Raw genomic sequence first — 15,432 nt, 5'->3', positions numbered from 1 at the left:
CAGGCTGCGATCTTTTGATCTTTCGCTTTGGACTCAATTGGTTTGAGCAAAAAGATCGCAGCCTGCGCCAGTTCCTACAGGCTCGGATTATTCGCGCGGCACCAGGTCCAGGCACACCGAGTTGATGCAGTAACGCAAGCCGGTCGGTGGCGGGCCGTCCGGGAATACATGCCCCAGGTGCGCGTCGCACTTGGCGCAGACCACTTCAGTACGAATCATGCCGTGGCTGATATCGCGGATCTCGACCATGGCACTCTCGCCGAGAGGCTCATAGAAACTCGGCCAGCCACAGCCTGAATCGAACTTGGCTTTTGAATCGAACAACGGCTCGTTGCAGCAGATGCAGTGATAGACACCATCCGTCCTGGTGCCGTTGTACTTACCCGAGAACGGCCGCTCGGTGCCCTTCAGACGGCAAACGTTGTATTGCTCCGGGTCGAGCATCGCACGCCATTCATCCAGGGTTTTTTCCAACTTTTCCATTGTCATACCTCTGCATCTGAAAAAGCCTGATCTGTATCTTTTCCACGGATCAGGCGGCACGTATGATTGCGCCTCGTTAAATGCCAGTCTGGCAGCCGAGTTACCCGCATTCAAACATTTTGGTGCGGTGACCCCAGCCACCGGACCCGTGTGAAAACGCAGGATTCCCAGTACGGTAGTTCAAACAGCGTCTGGATCGCTCATTTTCGGGAACACATCGCCATGCAGGTCAGCAAATCGAACAAGCTCGCCAACGTCTGCTACGACATTCGCGGACCAGTGCTCAAGCACGCCAAACGCCTGGAAGAGGAAGGCCATCGCATCCTCAAGCTGAACATTGGCAACCCGGCGCCTTTTGGTTTCGAAGCGCCCGATGAAATCCTCCAGGACGTGATCCGCAATCTGCCGACCGCCCAGGGCTACAGCGACTCCAAAGGCCTGTTCAGTGCGCGCAAGGCTGTCATGCAGTATTACCAGCAGAAACAGGTAGAAGGTGTCGGCATCGAAGACATCTATCTGGGCAACGGCGTTTCCGAACTGATCGTGATGTCGATGCAAGCCCTGCTCAACAACGGTGACGAAGTGCTGGTCCCGGCTCCCGACTATCCGCTGTGGACCGCGGCGGTCAGCCTGGCGGGTGGCAATCCGGTGCACTACCTGTGCGACGAGCAAGCCAACTGGTGGCCGGACCTGGCCGACATCAAGGCCAAGATCACCCCGAACACCAAGGCATTGGTCATCATCAACCCGAACAACCCGACCGGTGCGGTGTACTCCAAAGAAGTCCTGCTGGGCATGCTGGAACTGGCTCGCCAGCACAACCTGGTGGTGTTCTCCGACGAGATCTACGACAAGATCCTGTACGACGATGCCGTGCACATCTGCACCGCATCCCTGGCGCCGGACCTGCTGTGCCTGACCTTCAACGGTCTGTCCAAGTCCTATCGGGTTGCCGGTTTCCGCTCCGGCTGGATCGCCATTTCCGGTCCCAAGCATCACGCCCAAAGCTACATCGAAGGCATCGACATGCTGGCCAACATGCGCCTGTGCGCCAACGTGCCAAGCCAGCATGCAATCCAGACTGCATTGGGCGGTTATCAGAGCATCAATGATCTGGTGCTGCCGCAAGGGCGCCTGCTTGAACAGCGCAACCGCACCTGGGAGCTGCTCAACGACATCCCGGGCGTCAGCTGTGTCAAACCGATGGGCGCGCTCTACGCGTTCCCGCGGATCGACCCAAAAGTCTGCCCGATCCACAACGATGAAAAGTTCGTCCTCGACTTGCTGCTCTCGGAAAAACTGCTGGTGGTCCAGGGCACAGCCTTCAACTGGCCGTGGCCGGATCACTTCCGCGTCGTGACCCTGCCACGGGTGGACGACCTGGACATGGCTATCGGTCGGATCGGCAACTTCCTCAAGTCCTATCGCCAGTAAGCGCGATAACGCCGAGGGCCTCAAAAAGGCCCTCGGCGATTAATTCAGCAACATATCTCTATTCTTCGACTGCGACAGTGCCTTGAGTGCTGGCGGATTTACGCGGCTGCCAGCTACGCCCAATGGAGGCGGGACTTGTGAAAGCAAAATCCAGCCAAATATCTATTCAGGTGACGTCAGAAATGCCCTGCAAGCATCTAGAATCCAGCTGTAGGACACAGTTTGAAATAGTCACCCAGTTGAATAGCCTGGTGCGGCACCTTATATACCCCGCAGTACGCTACATATTTAGCACGAGGAGATTTCTACAACCATGATGCGCATCCTGCTGTTTTTGGCCACTAACCTGGCGGTCGTGCTGATTGCCAGCATCACCCTGAGCCTTTTCGGCTTCAACGGGTTCATGGCGGCCAACGGGGTTGATCTCAACCTCAATCAGCTGCTGATTTTCTGTGCGGTCTTTGGTTTCGCCGGCTCGCTGTTCTCGCTGTTCATCTCCAAGTGGATGGCGAAGATGAGCACCAGCACCCAAATCATCAGCCAGCCGCGCACTCGCCATGAACAATGGCTGCTGCAAACCGTCGAGCAGCTGTCTCGTGAAGCCGGAATCAAGATGCCCGAAGTCGGGATTTTCCCGGCCTACGAGGCCAACGCCTTCGCCACCGGCTGGAACAAGAACGACGCGCTGGTCGCGGTCAGCCAGGGCTTGCTCGAGCGTTTCTCGCCCGATGAAGTGAAAGCCGTTCTGGCCCACGAAATTGGCCACGTAGCCAATGGCGACATGGTGACGCTGGCGCTGATTCAGGGCGTGGTGAACACCTTCGTGATGTTCTTCGCGCGGATCATCGGTAATTTCGTCGACAAGGTGATCTTCAAAAACGAAGAGGGCCAAGGCATCGCCTACTATGTCGCGACCATCTTCGCCGAACTGGTACTGGGTATCCTGGCCAGCGCGATCGTCATGTGGTTCTCGCGCAAACGCGAATTCCGTGCAGACGCAGCCGGCGCCCAATTGGCCGGCACCAGCGCCATGATCGGCGCCCTGCAGCGCCTGCGCTCGGAACAGGGCCTGCCGGTGCACATGCCGGACACCCTGAATGCCTTCGGCATCAACGGTGGCATCAAGCAAGGGTTCGCTCGCATGTTCATGAGCCACCCGCCACTGGAAGAGCGGATCGACGCATTGCGTCGTCGCGGCTGAGAAGTTCTGCGGTAATACGAAAGGGGCGATCTGATCGCCCCTTTCTTGTTGCTGTTTAGCGAGCGATCAATCTATATACCCGCTCTTCAAGGCGCGTAACGCCCGCCTGGAGGAACTTCCAGCTCTCCCCCAGAATGTCCCGCACCTCACAGAAATCAAGCTGCCAGCGACCACCCAGCAACGTCTGCACGTTTTCATCCGTCACGGCAAAGGGCGGCCCGTCCATCTGCGCCTGATCGTAGTCCATCGTAATCAACAAGCCTTCACAAGCTGACGGTAAAATCCGGCTCAGGTGCGCGGCGTACTGTTCGCGCATGGGCGGCGGCAAGGCAATCAGCGCTGCCCGATCATAGACAGCCGCACAATCAGCCACATCTCCTGCGGTCAGGCCGAAAAAATCTCCGCACCACAACGCCAGGGGACCCGCCTGGTAGACCTTGAACGCACCTTGCTCAGTAATCTGCGGTGTCAGTTGCTGCTCACGAAAAAACTCCTCAACGGCTTTTTCCGATAACTCAACACCCAGCACCCGATGTCCCTGCCCTGCCAGCCACACGAGATCAAGACTTTTCCCACAGAGCGGTACCAGCACCTGCGAGCCCTTTGTCAGCTTCAATTGCGGCCAGTATTGCTGCAAATAAGGATTAACCTCTGACTGATGGAAACCGATCTGATTGAGCTCCCAACGCTTCTGCCAAAACTCCGGCTGCATAAATCCCCCTGATAATTCGATCTATATGCCCTAAAACTTATATTAGATTTAGATCAATGATCTGAATGAAGATGCTCCCATCTTAACGCTCAGGACCTTATTCATGTTCCCCAGCCTGTTTATCTCTCACGGTTCACCCATGCTTGCACTGGAGCCCGGCGCCAGCGGCCCGGCGCTGGCCCGCCTGGCCAGCGAGCTGCCGAAACCCAAGGCAATCGTGATCGTTTCCGCACACTGGGAAAGCCAGGACCTGCGCGTCGGCAGCGCTGAGCAACCGGAAACCTGGCACGACTTCGGCGGATTTCCCGCCGCGCTGTTCGCGGTGCAATACCCGGCACCCGGCCAGCCGGAACTCGCGGAACAGGTCGCAGGATTACTCAACGCGGAGGGTTTACCGGCACAGCTCGATAACCAACGCCCGTTCGATCATGGTGTTTGGGTGCCACTGTCTCTGATGTATCCCCGGGCCGACATTCCGGTGGTGCAAGTGTCAATGCCAAGCCATCTCGGCCCGGCCCTGCAAACCCGCGTCGGTCACGCGCTGTCCACTCTGCGCGAGCAAGGCGTGCTGTTGATTGGTTCCGGCAGCATCACCCACAACCTGCGCGAGCTGGACTGGCATGCCGGCCCGGAAAGCGTCGAGCCCTGGGCCAAGGCCTTTCGCGACTGGATGATCGAAAAGCTCGCCGCAAACGACGAAGCCGCCCTGCACGACTATCGTCGGCAAGCCCCGAATGCCGTGCGCAGCCATCCCAGCGACGAACACTTGCTACCGCTTTACTTCGCCCGCGGCGCCGGTGGCGATTTCAGCATCGCTCACCAGGGTTTCACCATGGGTGCGCTGGGAATGGACATCTATCGTTTCGGCTGACCGAAACACCGAGTCGCTCCATTCGCGGGCAAGCCCGCTCCCACATTTGATCTGCAGCACCTGTGGGAGCGAGCGTGCTCGCGATGGGGACGACGCCGCTCGCCAGGCCAAGCGCAAACAGCAGGCAAAAAAAATCCCCGAACCAGTCGGGGATTTTTTATGTGCGATCAATCAGCCCGAGAGCGGATCAATCTTCGCGATAGCGACGCAGTTTCAGCTGCTTACCGGCAACGCGAGTATCCTTCAGTTTGGTCAGCAGACGCTCCAGACCATCTTCCGGCAACTCGACCAGGCTGAAGCTGTCACGCACCTGGATACGACCGATTGCTTCACGAGCCAGACCACCTTCGTTGAGGATGGCGCCCAGCAGGTTCTTGGCAGCGATACCATCACGCGCACCCAGCGCGGTACGGCAACGAGCACGGCCTTCGGCCAATGGGATCGGAGCACGACGCTCGCGGTCACCACGGTCCGGACGATCACCGGTACGCTCTGGACGATCGCCACGCGGTGCGTTGTTCGGCACCAATGGACGTTCTTTCTCGATGGCAGCCAGGGTCAATGCCTGAGCGTTGGTAGCCTTGCGCAGCAGAGCAGCGGCCAGTGCACGCGGGGTGCAACCGATGTCGGCAGTCAGGCGATCCAGCAGATCACCGTGAGTCGATTCGGCATCGGCCACCAGCGGCGACAGGCTGTTGGTCAGTTTCTTGATGCGTGCATCGAGAACAGCTTGAGCGTCTGGCAGGCGAACTTCAGCAACCTTTTGACCGGTTACACGCTCGATCACTTGCAGCATGCGGCGCTCACGTGGAGTCACCAGCAGCAGTGCACGACCTTCGCGACCGGCACGGCCAGTACGGCCGATACGGTGAACGTAGGACTCTGGATCGTACGGCATATCAACGTTGAAAACGTGAGTGATACGTGGAACGTCCAGACCACGAGCAGCAACGTCGGTCGCCACAACGATGTCCAGACGGCCATCCTTGAGGGATTCGATCACGCGCTCACGCTGGTTCTGAGCAATGTCACCGTTCAGCGCAGCGGCTTTATAGCCTTTGGCTTCCAGGGCACTGGCCAGGTCCAGGGTGGCTTGCTTGGTACGCACGAACATGATCAGCGCGTCGAAGTCTTCAACTTCCAGCAGGCTCAATACAGCCGAGGTCTTCTGGTCAGCGTGAACCAACAGGTGAGCCTGTTCGATCGCGGTAACGGTCTGAGTCTTGGTCTGGATCTTCACATGCTGCGGATCACGCAGATGGCGCTCGGCGATGGCACGGATCGACTGCGGCAGGGTAGCCGAGAACAATACGGTCTGACGGGTTGCCGGCAAGGCCTTGAAGATAACTTCCAGGTCGTCCATGAAGCCCAGCTTGAGCATTTCGTCAGCTTCGTCGAGAACCAGGTGGTTCACGGTCGCCAATACTTTTTCGTCACGACGCAGGTGGTCGCACAGACGGCCCGGAGTGGCGACAACGATCTGTGCGCCATTACGGATTGCTTTCAGTTGCGGGCCCATCGGCGCGCCGCCGTAAACGGCCACAACGGTAACGCCCGGCATTTGCTTGGCGTAGGTTTCGAAAGCGGTTGCTACTTGCAGCGCCAACTCACGGGTTGGCGCCAGGATCAGGGCTTGCGGCTCGCGCTTAGCAGGATCGATGCGATGCAGGATCGGCAGGGCGAACGCAGCGGTTTTACCCGTACCGGTTTGCGCCTGACCAATCATGTCGTGACCGGCCATGATGATCGGGATCGATTGCTGCTGAATAGCCGAAGGCTCTTCGTAGCCAGTCGCGATGACGGCTGCAAGAATATTCGGATTAAGGTTAAAAGCGGCGAAGCCGCCGGTTTCCTGGGTCATGGGTCTGCCTCTAAGTGCATCCGCAAAGACCCATGCTCCAAAGCTGCGCATGCCGTGTAAGACTCAAGAGTCGCCCTGGCTGCTTTGTCGGCGGGGATTTGCGAAAACGAATGAATGAAAAAGATTCGTCAAGGAAGAGTCCGCTGTGCGGACGTGCAGCCGAAGCTGACTTCGGGGAATTGCGCTACCTAAACGCGGCCTGGCTAAAGACCGGCGCGCACTATACCGGAATTCACCAAAAAAGGGAGCTTTATTTGTCGGAAAAACCCGGCATACACCGTTGTGTCACAGGCTTTGCGGATAATCGCGCGACGGTCTATTTTTCAAAGGCCCGGCCCTGTTGGTCGTGATACTTAAACGGTTCATCTTTCAGGCCATGACCTTTGGTCCGAGCCCCCCTTCCCCGCCCGAGGATAGACCCCATGAATCAAGCAGATTGCAGTCGCGTCAGCCGTGAACGACGCGGTCATGTCCTGTTGATCGGGCTGGATCGGGTGGCCAAGCGCAATGCGTTTGACCTCGATCTGCTCAACGCGCTGAGCCTGGCCTATGGCGAGTTCGAAGCCGACAGCGAGGCCCGCGTCGCGGTGGTGTTCGGTCATGGCGAGCACTTTACTGCCGGGCTGGACCTGGCGAGTGTCAGCGCTGCGCTGGCCCAAGGCTGGCAAGCCCCGGCCGGCGGTTGCGATCCGTGGGGGGTGTTCGTTGGCCCCAGGGTCAGTAAACCGGTGATAGTTGCGGCCCAAGGCTATTGCCTGACCATTGGCATCGAGCTGATGTTGGCCGCCGATATCAATCTCTGCGCCAGCAACATCCGCTTTGCGCAAATGGAAGTACAGCGCGGCATCTTTCCCTTTGGCGGTGCAACCTTGCGCCTGCATCAGATAGCCGGCTGGGGCAACGCCATGCGCTGGCTGCTGACCGGCGATGAGTTCGATGCCCACGAAGCGCTGCGTCTGGGACTGGTGCAGGAGGTGATGGCCAGCGAAGACCTCTTACCTCGTGCGCTTGAGTTGGCAGAACGCATTGCCCGGCAGGCGCCGCTGGGGGGTCAGGCGACCTTGCAGTCCGCGCGCCAGGCTCATCTGGAGGGCGAAACAGCGGCGGCATTGGCTTTGCCACTGCAGGTGAAGAAGTTGCTCAACAGTGAAGACGCCAAGGAAGGTGTGCGGTCATTGATCGAGAAACGCCCCGGAGTCTTCAAAGGGGTTTAAAAGTGTGTTGGCAACAAGAAAGCTATCGCGAGCAGGCTCGCTCCCACAGGTTTTTTTGAACACCGAAAATACACTGTGGGAGCGAGCCTGCTCGCGATGGCGATCTGACAGACGACTCAGGTCGCGGGGCGAATCGCCTTGATCAGCGATTGCAGCGAATACCCCAATCGCGGCGCCAGCGCTTCGGCGCGGGCGGTCAACCCTTGCATGTCCAGTTCCTGGTCAAGGTCGGATGGCACGATCAGGATCACGTTGCCCTCTTTCACCGGCAGCTCCCAATAATGTCGGTGATAGAGACCTCGCAGTAATGCCGCACCCAGCGGCTTGCCGTCATCGGTCGCCCATTGATTGATCACCAGCCAGCCGCCCTGATTCAGGCGTTTCTGACAGTTTTCCAGAAAGCCCCAGGCCAAATGACCGACACCCGGACCGACATCGGTATAAAGGTCGACAAAAATCAGATCCGCCGACTCAGCCGTCTCGAGCAACTCAAGGGCATCGCCGATGCGGATATACAGACGAGGATCGTCGTCCAGCCCCAGGTACTCGATGGCCAGACGCGGTACGTCCGGGCGCAACTCGATCGCTTCGACGTCTTCCAGCGGCAGGAACTTCAGGCACGCCTGAGTCAGGGTGCCCGCCCCCAGACCGAGAAACAGCGCGCTGTCCGGCTGCTCATGGCACAGCGCACCAATCAGCATCGCGCGGGTGTAGTCGTACTCGAGCCAGCTCGGGTCGGCAGTGAACACGCAGCTCTGCTCGATGGCGTCGCCAAATTCGAGAAAACGGTAATCCGCCACTTCCAGCACCCGGATCATGCCGAATTCATCGTGCACCTCGGCGAGCAGATGCTCGACGCGCTCCTCAGTCATTTCGTCTCCTGGTCGTTGCCGGGCTGATCCCCGGCAACGCAATCATTCGTTCCGCTTGGCGCGGCAAAGGCGCGATTGTCCGCCAAGCTTCGGGAACAGGTCACGCACTAATTGCTGATAACATGAACGTCCGACCGTAAAACACTAGAGTCCATGATGAGCCAACCCTGGAGCCCTGACAGCTGGCGCGCCCTGCCGATCCAGCAACAACCCCATTACCCTGACGCTGCACATTTACGCGCAGTCGAGCAAAGCCTGGCCAGTTATCCGCCATTGGTGTTTGCCGGTGAGGCCCGGGAGTTGCGCCGTCAGTTTGCCGAGGTGACCCAGGGCCGGGCGTTTCTGCTGCAAGGTGGCGATTGCGCGGAAAGCTTCGCCGAGTTCTCGGCAGCAAAAATCCGCGACACCTTCAAAGTCCTGCTGCAAATGGCGATCGTCATGACCTTCGCCGCCGGCTGTCCGGTGGTAAAAGTCGGGCGCATGGCCGGGCAATTCGCCAAGCCGCGTTCGGCCAATGACGAAACCATCAACGGCGTGACCCTGCCGGCCTACCGCGGAGACATCGTCAACGGTATCGGTTTCGACGAAAAAAGCCGCGTACCGGACCCGGATCGCCTGTTGCAGTCCTATCACCAGTCCACCGCGACCCTGAACCTGCTGCGGGCCTTTGCCCAGGGCGGTTTTGCCGACTTGCATCAAGTGCATAAATGGAACCTGGACTTCATCGCCAACTCGGCGCTGGCCGAAAAGTACAGCCACCTGGCCGACCGTATCGATGAAACCCTGGCGTTCATGCGCGCCTGCGGCATGGACAGCTCGCCGCAATTGCGCGAAACCAGTTTCTTCACCGCCCACGAGGCGCTCCTGTTGAACTACGAAGAAGCCTTCGTGCGCCGTGACAGCCTGACCAACGATTACTACGATTGCTCGGCGCACATGCTGTGGATCGGCGATCGTACGCGTCAGCTCGACGGTGCTCATGTCGAGTTTCTGCGCGGGGTGAACAACCCGATCGGGGTCAAGGTCGGCCCGTCCATGAACACCGAAGAACTGATTCGCCTGATCGATGTGCTCAACCCCGACAACGATCCGGGCCGCCTGAACCTGATCGCGCGGATGGGCGCGAACAAGGTCGGCGACCATCTGCCACAACTGATTCGTGCGGTGGAACGCGAAGGCAAGCAAGTGCTCTGGAGTTGCGACCCGATGCACGGCAACACCATCAAGGCCAGCAGCGGCTACAAGACCCGGGATTTTGCGCAGATCCTCGGCGAGGTGAAGCAGTTCTTCCAGGTTCACGAAGCTGAAGGCACCTATGCCGGCGGCATTCATATCGAGATGACCGGGCAGAATGTCACCGAATGCATCGGCGGTGCACGGCCGATTACCGAAGATGGTTTGTCGGACCGTTACCACACCCACTGCGACCCTCGGATGAATGCCGACCAGTCGCTGGAGCTGGCGTTTTTGATTGCCGAGACCCTGAAGCAGGTTCGTCGTTAGAGGACGAGAGTGATCGTTCCCACGCTCTGCGTGGGAATGCCTCTAGGGACGCTCCGCGTCCAGTGACGCAGAGCGTCACGGGCTGCATTCCCACGCGGGAGCGTGGGAACGATCATCACGATCATTCAGGTCGACTGCGCCAACGCCACCCGCAACCGCGCCGCACTGGCCCGCGGGCAATTGAGCTGAATCTTTTCCAACCCCAACCAATCGGCCATCTGCCGAAGATTCGCCGCCAACGCCTGCATCCCCCGCTCATCCAAACCTTGTTCCTCTTCGTGCACCGCATGTACCGCCAACCGACCCAACGCCCGCTCCGCTCGAAGATCAACCCGCGCGGCAATCCGCTCGTTGTGCAAAAACGGCAGCACGTAATAGCCGTAAACCCGTTTGCCTGGCGGCGTGTAGATTTCCAGCCGATACCGGAAATCGAACAACCGCTCGGTTCGACTACGCTCCCAGATCAACGAATCAAAGGGTGAAAGCAACGCACTGGCCTCGACCTTGCGCGACACTTTTGGCTCCGGCAGGCAGTACGCCGGTTGTTTCCAGCCCTGCACTTCACACACCAGCAACTGGCCATTTTCAACCAGCTCGGCCAGGCCGTTGCGGCACTCAGTCAGGCTCAAGCGAAAATAGTCGCGCAGATCCTTTTCCGTGCCGACACCCAACGCTTTGGCTGCATGCAACAGCAATCCGCGTTGCGCCTCGGTTTCGCCGAGCAGCGGTTGCTTGAGAATCGATTCGGGAATCACCCGCTCCGGCAAATCGTAAAGACGCTCGAAGCCGCGACGCCCCGCCACCGTCACTTCGCCGGCAGCGAACAACCATTCCAGCGCATGCTTTTCAGCGCTCCAATCCCACCATGGACCGGCCCGTTCCTGACGCGTCGACAAACTGCCGGCGCCGAGGGCACCCAGCTCCTGGACCGAAGCCAGGACGCGGCGAATGGTCTCTTGCTGTTCGCGACCGAAACGCGCCAGTTGCTGATAGATCCCCTCGCCTTGCGCCGCGCGCTGCATGCGCCAACGCATCAAGGGATACATCGACAGCGGCAACAACGACGCTTCATGCCCCCAATACTCGAACAATGTACGCCGCCGGCCCTGGCCCCAGGCGGCCTGATCAAGCAAGTCGGAGGAGTAATTGCCAAGACGCGAGAACAGTGGCAGATAGTGCGAGCGCACCAGTGCGTTGACCGAATCGATTTGCAGAATGCCCAAGCGTTCTATCAGGCGGTTGAGCTGAACGGGCTTGATCGCCGCTGGCGGCTGGCGCCCGGTGAAACCCTGGGCGGTCAGCGCCAGACGCCGAGCCTGTTTGAGGGATAAGGACAGTTCTGCGGGCATGTGCATCTCCTTGTCTGCTCGCAAACTACCTCAGTGTGAAGCTTCTTGTGTAGCGGTTCGGTACTCATTTGTGCATCGGGTCATCCCAGAATGGCCGGACGAGTTCATGCTCGACATCGGCGCGGCTGATACCGATATCCTTGAGCGCTTCGTCACTCATGCTGGCCAGCAAAGCGCGCTCACGGTGTAGTTCATGCCAGCGGACGATTTTTTCCAGCCAATGGCTCAAAGAAAACCCGTGAAACTTTCCAACCAGCACATAACCTTTTTGACCTTTCATCATCTTGCCCTCCGTTGTAGATGACTGAAGTCTCGCGCCGGAACTAAGATCAATCCAACGAATGTTTCTTATGCAATACATCTCGGAGATTGATGAATTGAGCCACTACCCGAGTATCGATACGGAAGTCCTGCGCACCTTCGTTGCCATTGCCGACCAAGGTGGTTTCACCCGCGCTGGCGAGTTGGTGAATCGCACGCAATCGGCGGTGAGCATGCAGATGAAACGGCTGGAAGAGGACGTGCTGCAACGCCAGTTGTTTCAGCGCGACGGCCGTCAGGTGAAGCTGACCGCCGAGGGTCAGGTGCTGCTCGGTTATGCCCGGCGGATCCTGAAACTCCACAGCGAAGTGTTCAACACCCTGCGTGAGCCGCACATGGTCGGCACGGTGCGCATCGGCACCCCGGATGACTATGTCATGCGCTTCCTGCCGGGCATCCTCTCGCGCTTTGCCCAGGCCTACCCGCTGATCCAGATCGAGGTCCATTGCGAGTCGTCCAAACAATTACTGCTGCGCCAGGACCTGGACCTGTCGATCGTCACCCGCGAACCCGGCAGCGAAATCGGCCAGTTGCTGCGCAAGGAGCGATTTGTCTGGGCGCAGGCGCAGTGCTTCAGCCCCAACGAGCAGACGCCGTTACCCCTGGCGATGTTCAACAGTGATTGTTTTTGCAGGATCTGGGCCTGCAATGCGCTGGACGCTTCCGGCCGCGAGTACCGGATCGCCTACAACAGCTCGAGCCTGTCGGCGATCATGGCGGTGGTCAGCGCCGGGCTGGCGGTCACCGCGCAACTGGAAAGCCTGATCACCCAGGACATGCGCATCCTGGGCGAGGCTGAAGGGCTGCCCTTGCTGCCCGAAGCCAGCATCATGCTGGTGCGCAACCTGAACAACCCTTCGCCCATCACCGAATGCCTGGCGGAGCACATTGTCGAAGGCTTCAAACTTTAAAGGCGAGCATCACCGCGCAGAGCACCAGAAAGGCGCAGAACAACCCGCGCAACAAACGCTCCGGCATGGCGTGAGCAATCTTCACGCCCCAGCTGATGCTGAGCAGCCCGCCGACCGCCATCGGCAGTCCGATGCTCCAGTTCACCTGATGATGGAGCGCGTAAGTCACCAACGTGACGCCGGTGCTGGGCAAGGCCAGCGCCAGTGACAACCCTTGAGCCACCACTTGCGTGGTGCCGAACAGGCTGGTGAGCACCGGCGTCGCCACCACCGCACCGCCCACGCCGAACAACCCGCCCATGGTCCCCGATGCAGCGCCCAACACCCCCAGCCAAGGCCACGAGTAACGCATCTGCGAAGTAGCCGGCGCAGTGGCCATGAACATGCGCAGCAGGTTGTAGGCCGACAAGGCGATCAGGAACGCCACGAAACCGATGCGCATCAGCTGTGCGTCAATGCCCACCGCCCAGATCGAGCCGATCCAGGCAAAGCAGAAACCCATCGAGGCCAATGGCAATGCGTGGCGCAGTTCGATGCGATTACGCTGGTGATAGCGCCACAGCGCCAGCATCACGTTGGGCACCACCATTACCAGCGCTGTGCCCTGAGCAATTTGCTGGTCCAGACCGAACAACACGCCCAACGCGGGAATCGCGATCAAACCACCACCAATCCCGAATACACCGCCTACAGTGCCCAGCGCAGCGCCGAGCACCAGATACATTACTAACTCAATCACTGACGACTCCCCTTCACATCAGGCCTCGCATCCTACGCAGTCGGCACACGCAGGGAAACGCGCAGTAACGTCGAAACCCTGCCGCATGCGTCATCGGCCGGCAATAACCGAAAATTATCTGGCGCATTAAAGACTCGACCGCTAAATTCATGACGATGAATGATCAAGGTTTAGACATGAGCACCCAACGCAACACCCCGGACAACTGCGACAACCTGCTGCTGGATAACCAGCTGTGCTTTGCCCTGCACTCAACGTCACTGCTGATGACCAAGGTCTACAAACCCTTGCTGCAAGCGCTGGGCCTGACCTATCCGCAGTACCTGGCAATGATGGTGCTGTGGGAACGCGGCGGGCTGACCGTCGGCGAAATCAGCACGCGCCTGCTGACCGATCCCGGCTCCCTGACGCCGCTGCTTAAACGCCTGGAAGCCGAAGGCCTGCTGAGCCGTACCCGCAGCCGCGAAGATGAACGCGTGGTGATTGTCGAACTGACCGAACAAGGTCGCGCCCTGCAAGATAAAGCCCGAGAGATTCCGCCGTGCATCCTCGGCGCCAGCGGCCAGACCCTGGAACAGATGCGCAAGCTGCAGGCCGATCTGCAGAACCTGCGCAGTCATTTGCAAGACAGCCTCTAACCCTCAAACCATCAAACATCCCCTGTGGGAGCGAGCCTGCTCGCGAATACGGTCTGTCAGCCAACATCAATGTTGAATGTGAGTCCGCTTTCGCGAGCAGGCTCGCTCCCACGTTTTTTTGCGAGGCAAAATTTTTAAAAATTTATCTTGCGCGCAAAACATTGGCGAGCTACATTTATTTCGCACTTACTTAGCGCGCAAACCTTTAGCGCAAAAATCAAATCCGAACGAGGCTCACACCATGCAAACTCTCTATACCGCAGTTGCAACCGCTACCGGTGGCCGTGATGGTCGCGCCGTTTCTAGCGACAACATCCTCGACGTCAAGCTCGCCACGCCAAAAGAACTCGGCGGTGCCGGCGGCGCAGCGACCAACCCTGAGCAACTGTTCGCGGCCGGATACTCCGCGTGCTTCATCGGCGCGCTGAAATTCGTCGCCAGCCAGACCAAGCGCAAAATCCCTGATGATGCCTCGATCACCGCTCACGTCGGCATTGGCCAGATTCCAGGTGGTTTCGGTCTGGACATCGACCTGCACGTCAGCCTGCCAGGCCTGGAACAGGCCGACGCGCAATCGCTGGTCGACGCCGCGCACCAGGTCTGCCCGTACTCCAACGCCACGCGCGGCAATGTAGACGTTCGCCTGCACGTCACTGTCTGAGTGTTCGTACCCGATAGACGCGCACAAAAAAGCCCGACTCGATGGTCGGGCTTTTTCTTTCCTGCAAAAACTGCGCTTATTTAGCACGGCCTTTGTAAGAACCGCCTTCGCGGGTATCGATCTCGATCATGTCGCCGATTTCGATGAAGTCGGCAACCGACAGCTCGGTACCGTTCTTCAGTTTGGCAGGCTTCATCACCTTGCCGGAAGTGTCACCGCGAGCGGAACCTTCGGTGTAGTCAACCTGACGCACGATAGTGGTCGGCAGCTCTACGGAAACCAGACGTTCTTCGAAGAAGATCGCTTCGCAAACATCGGTCATGCCTTCTTCAACGAAAGGCAGAACAGCTTCGATGTCTTCAGCGTTCAGCTCGTACATGGTGTAGTCAGTGGTGTCCATGAACGTGTAGGTGTCGCCGCTGATGAACGACAGGGTCGCTTCTTTGCGGTCGAGGATTACGTCGTCCAGTTTGTCGTCAGCGCTGTAAACGATCTCGGTCTTGTAACCGGTCAGCAGGTTTTTCAGCTTGGTCTTCATGATCGCGCTGTTACGACCGGACTTGGTGAATTCAGCTTTCTGAACCAGCCAAGGGTCGTTTTCGAGACGGATCACCGTACCGGGTTTCAGTTCTTTACCAGTTTTCATTGCGAATATCCGAATT

Annotated in this window: 16 protein-coding genes; 8 read left to right on the top strand and 8 right to left on the bottom strand. The window is 58.8% G+C overall.

The window, feature by feature from the left end; translation table 11 throughout:
- Window positions 1–87: 87 nt before the first annotated feature.
- Complete coding sequence (gene msrB, locus BK658_RS21515) at window positions 88–483, bottom strand: peptide-methionine (R)-S-oxide reductase MsrB (RefSeq protein ID WP_123584063.1); 396 nt, start codon at window positions 481–483, stop codon at window positions 88–90.
- 222 nt (window positions 484–705) lie between these two features.
- On the opposite strand from msrB, the gene BK658_RS21510 reads away from it, so the two are divergent.
- Both BK658_RS21510 and htpX read left to right on the top strand, forming a co-directional pair.
- Window positions 706–1,917 (top strand): pyridoxal phosphate-dependent aminotransferase, encoded by a 1,212-nt coding sequence (locus BK658_RS21510; RefSeq protein WP_054596362.1) that lies wholly within the window; start codon window positions 706–708, stop codon window positions 1,915–1,917.
- Between the two features lie 313 nt (window positions 1,918–2,230).
- Window positions 2,231–3,118: a protease HtpX gene (htpX, locus tag BK658_RS21505; RefSeq protein WP_054596361.1), complete on the top strand. Its 888-nt coding sequence runs from the start codon at window positions 2,231–2,233 to the stop codon at window positions 3,116–3,118.
- Window positions 3,119–3,173: 55 nt separating this feature from the next.
- Here the strand turns inward: htpX and BK658_RS21500 are convergent, their stop codons facing one another.
- Window positions 3,174–3,830: a thiopurine S-methyltransferase gene (locus BK658_RS21500; protein ID WP_123584062.1), complete on the bottom strand. Its 657-nt coding sequence runs from the start codon at window positions 3,828–3,830 to the stop codon at window positions 3,174–3,176.
- A 103-nt stretch (window positions 3,831–3,933) separates the two neighbouring features.
- Here BK658_RS21500 and BK658_RS21495 point away from each other — a divergent pair, with 103 nt between their 5' ends.
- Window positions 3,934–4,701 (top strand): DODA-type extradiol aromatic ring-opening family dioxygenase, encoded by a 768-nt coding sequence (locus BK658_RS21495; protein ID WP_123584061.1) that lies wholly within the window; start codon window positions 3,934–3,936, stop codon window positions 4,699–4,701.
- Window positions 4,702–4,888: 187 nt separating this feature from the next.
- Here BK658_RS21495 and BK658_RS21490 read toward each other — a convergent pair whose 3' ends face one another.
- Entirely contained in the window at window positions 4,889–6,562 is a 1,674-nt protein-coding gene (locus tag BK658_RS21490) for a DEAD/DEAH box helicase (protein WP_054596358.1), read from the bottom strand.
- Window positions 6,563–6,984: 422 nt separating this feature from the next.
- Between BK658_RS21490 and BK658_RS21485 the strand changes: the two genes are divergently transcribed.
- Window positions 6,985–7,776: a crotonase/enoyl-CoA hydratase family protein gene (locus BK658_RS21485; protein ID WP_123584060.1), complete on the top strand. Its 792-nt coding sequence runs from the start codon at window positions 6,985–6,987 to the stop codon at window positions 7,774–7,776.
- A 116-nt stretch (window positions 7,777–7,892) separates the two neighbouring features.
- On the opposite strand, the gene BK658_RS21480 is transcribed toward BK658_RS21485, so the two are convergent.
- Window positions 7,893–8,648 (bottom strand): spermidine synthase, encoded by a 756-nt coding sequence (locus tag BK658_RS21480; RefSeq protein WP_123584059.1) that lies wholly within the window; start codon window positions 8,646–8,648, stop codon window positions 7,893–7,895.
- Between the two features lie 156 nt (window positions 8,649–8,804).
- On the opposite strand from BK658_RS21480, the gene BK658_RS21475 reads away from it, so the two are divergent.
- Window positions 8,805–10,151, top strand: coding sequence for a class II 3-deoxy-7-phosphoheptulonate synthase (locus BK658_RS21475; RefSeq protein WP_123584058.1), 1,347 nt, complete (start codon window positions 8,805–8,807; stop codon window positions 10,149–10,151).
- Window positions 10,152–10,276: 125 nt separating this feature from the next.
- Here BK658_RS21475 and BK658_RS21470 read toward each other — a convergent pair whose 3' ends face one another.
- Complete coding sequence (locus tag BK658_RS21470) at window positions 10,277–11,500, bottom strand: winged helix-turn-helix domain-containing protein (protein ID WP_123584057.1); 1,224 nt, start codon at window positions 11,498–11,500, stop codon at window positions 10,277–10,279.
- Window positions 11,501–11,564: 64 nt separating this feature from the next.
- Window positions 11,565–11,780, bottom strand: coding sequence for a DUF1127 domain-containing protein (locus BK658_RS21465; protein ID WP_123584127.1), 216 nt, complete (start codon window positions 11,778–11,780; stop codon window positions 11,565–11,567).
- A gap of 97 nt (window positions 11,781–11,877) precedes the next feature.
- Between BK658_RS21465 and BK658_RS21460 the strand changes: the two genes are divergently transcribed.
- Complete coding sequence (locus BK658_RS21460; RefSeq protein WP_031319598.1) at window positions 11,878–12,732, top strand: LysR substrate-binding domain-containing protein; 855 nt, start codon at window positions 11,878–11,880, stop codon at window positions 12,730–12,732.
- On the opposite strand, the gene BK658_RS21455 is transcribed toward BK658_RS21460, so the two are convergent.
- Window positions 12,722–13,471 (bottom strand): sulfite exporter TauE/SafE family protein, encoded by a 750-nt coding sequence (locus BK658_RS21455; protein WP_123584056.1) that lies wholly within the window; start codon window positions 13,469–13,471, stop codon window positions 12,722–12,724. The genes BK658_RS21460 and BK658_RS21455 overlap by 11 nt on opposite strands.
- Before the next feature lie 176 nt (window positions 13,472–13,647).
- On the opposite strand from BK658_RS21455, the gene BK658_RS21450 reads away from it, so the two are divergent.
- On the top strand, window positions 13,648–14,109 hold the full coding sequence (locus BK658_RS21450; protein WP_123584055.1) for a MarR family winged helix-turn-helix transcriptional regulator: 462 nt from the start codon (window positions 13,648–13,650) through the stop codon (window positions 14,107–14,109).
- A 241-nt stretch (window positions 14,110–14,350) separates the two neighbouring features.
- A complete protein-coding gene (locus BK658_RS21445; RefSeq protein ID WP_123584054.1) occupies window positions 14,351–14,770 on the top strand; it encodes an organic hydroperoxide resistance protein in 420 nt (139 codons plus the stop codon).
- Window positions 14,771–14,846: 76 nt separating this feature from the next.
- Here the strand turns inward: BK658_RS21445 and BK658_RS21440 are convergent, their stop codons facing one another.
- A complete protein-coding gene (locus BK658_RS21440; protein WP_007943632.1) occupies window positions 14,847–15,416 on the bottom strand; it encodes an elongation factor P in 570 nt (189 codons plus the stop codon).
- Window positions 15,417–15,432 lie beyond the last annotated feature (16 nt).

The organism is Pseudomonas brassicacearum (genome assembly GCF_003732175.1).
Taxonomy (GTDB): domain Bacteria; phylum Pseudomonadota; class Gammaproteobacteria; order Pseudomonadales; family Pseudomonadaceae; genus Aquipseudomonas; species Aquipseudomonas brassicacearum_G.
The sequence above is the reverse complement of the archived record's forward strand: the minus strand, read 5'-3'. Positions and strand labels throughout refer to the sequence as shown.

Excerpts from the sequence above, each read along its gene's own strand:
- msrB (WP_123584063.1), bottom strand. The coding sequence starts at position 483 with ATGGAAAAGTTGGAAAAAACCCTGGATGAATGGCGTGCGATGCTCGAC.
- BK658_RS21510 (WP_054596362.1), top strand. The coding sequence starts at position 706 with ATGCAGGTCAGCAAATCGAACAAGCTCGCCAACGTCTGCTACGACATT.
- htpX (WP_054596361.1), top strand. The coding sequence starts at position 2,231 with ATGATGCGCATCCTGCTGTTTTTGGCCACTAACCTGGCGGTCGTGCTG.
- BK658_RS21500 (WP_123584062.1), bottom strand. The coding sequence starts at position 3,830 with ATGCAGCCGGAGTTTTGGCAGAAGCGTTGGGAGCTCAATCAGATCGGT.
- BK658_RS21495 (WP_123584061.1), top strand. The coding sequence starts at position 3,934 with ATGTTCCCCAGCCTGTTTATCTCTCACGGTTCACCCATGCTTGCACTG.
- BK658_RS21490 (WP_054596358.1), bottom strand. The coding sequence starts at position 6,562 with ATGACCCAGGAAACCGGCGGCTTCGCCGCTTTTAACCTTAATCCGAAT.
- BK658_RS21485 (WP_123584060.1), top strand. The coding sequence starts at position 6,985 with ATGAATCAAGCAGATTGCAGTCGCGTCAGCCGTGAACGACGCGGTCAT.
- BK658_RS21480 (WP_123584059.1), bottom strand. The coding sequence starts at position 8,648 with ATGACTGAGGAGCGCGTCGAGCATCTGCTCGCCGAGGTGCACGATGAA.
- BK658_RS21475 (WP_123584058.1), top strand. The coding sequence starts at position 8,805 with ATGAGCCAACCCTGGAGCCCTGACAGCTGGCGCGCCCTGCCGATCCAG.
- BK658_RS21470 (WP_123584057.1), bottom strand. The coding sequence starts at position 11,500 with ATGCCCGCAGAACTGTCCTTATCCCTCAAACAGGCTCGGCGTCTGGCG.
- BK658_RS21465 (WP_123584127.1), bottom strand. The coding sequence starts at position 11,780 with ATGAAAGGTCAAAAAGGTTATGTGCTGGTTGGAAAGTTTCACGGGTTT.
- BK658_RS21450 (WP_123584055.1), top strand. The coding sequence starts at position 13,648 with ATGAGCACCCAACGCAACACCCCGGACAACTGCGACAACCTGCTGCTG.
- BK658_RS21445 (WP_123584054.1), top strand. The coding sequence starts at position 14,351 with ATGCAAACTCTCTATACCGCAGTTGCAACCGCTACCGGTGGCCGTGAT.
- BK658_RS21440 (WP_007943632.1), bottom strand. The coding sequence starts at position 15,416 with ATGAAAACTGGTAAAGAACTGAAACCCGGTACGGTGATCCGTCTCGAA.